1 protein-coding gene and 1 pseudogene are annotated in these 802 nt (G+C 70.7%); both read right to left on the reverse strand.

Annotation, left to right across the window (positions count from 1 at the left end; all coding sequences use genetic code 11):
• Positions 1-166 precede the first annotated feature (166 nt).
• Positions 167-472, reverse strand: coding sequence for a hypothetical protein (locus ACLJPL_RS34030; protein ID WP_411084812.1), 306 nt, complete (start codon positions 470-472; stop codon positions 167-169).
• Positions 469-802 (reverse strand): annotated as a pseudogene (locus ACLJPL_RS34035) (hypothetical protein); the annotation flags it as partial. The gene ACLJPL_RS34030 and the pseudogene ACLJPL_RS34035, both read right to left, overlap by 4 nt.

Below are 802 nucleotides of genomic sequence, written 5' to 3' on the forward strand. Positions count from 1 at the left end.
CCGGTGGTGCGGTCGATGTGCTCGGTCATCTGGGGTTGGTGCCTTTCTGGTTGGTGGTGCTGGTGTGGTGTGTGGGGGTGGGCCAGCCCCACGGTTGGGGGAAGTTGAGGGGCTGGCCCAGGGTGGCGGCCGTGACGCTGGGGGTGCGCCTGGGGGTGGCCGCCGGTCAGGTGGTCGTATGTCGGACCTCGGCCTGCGCGGCTCGGTACGCCTGCGGGTTGGACCTGCGCTTGCCCGAGGCGATCGCCCTCGCGTCCGCCACCCGCGACCCTGAGATCGGCGACGCGGGCAGCGCTGTCGCGGGCAGGCTCGTCGTCTCCGGTGCCTCCGGACGCCCGGCGAGCGCTGCCGGGGTGTGCAGCGGGCAGCAGGGGCCGACGAGGAACGGGCGCACGCCGCTGGTTGCTCCGCAGCGGCGGAGCTCGGCACCGATCCAGTGCCGGCACACGGAGCCGAGGTACGAGCTGGTCACGACGCCAGCTCCAGCACCGCGCCGCGCTCGACTGCGTCCGACAGGTGCGCCGCCAGGACGCACTTGCTGTGACTGCAACCCGTGCGGACCAGACCTTCCGGCTCCCGGCCACGGTCAGCGATGAACGCGATCTGGTTCGGCGTGTACGTCCGTCCCTGGACAGACTTCTTCTCGGCGCTGGTCCAAACATGGTGACCACCCGGCACAGTCGCCGTGTTGGCGTCGAACGCGGCACGGAAGAGATCCACATGCAGGCCCTGCCGTGACCGCTCCACCCTGTCTTCGAGGTGTGCCGGCTTCACGCATCCTTCGACGGTGCACGTCCGCTTG

Source organism: Streptomyces sp. cmx-18-6 (assembly GCF_046548915.1).
Taxonomy (GTDB): domain Bacteria; phylum Actinomycetota; class Actinomycetes; order Streptomycetales; family Streptomycetaceae; genus Streptomyces.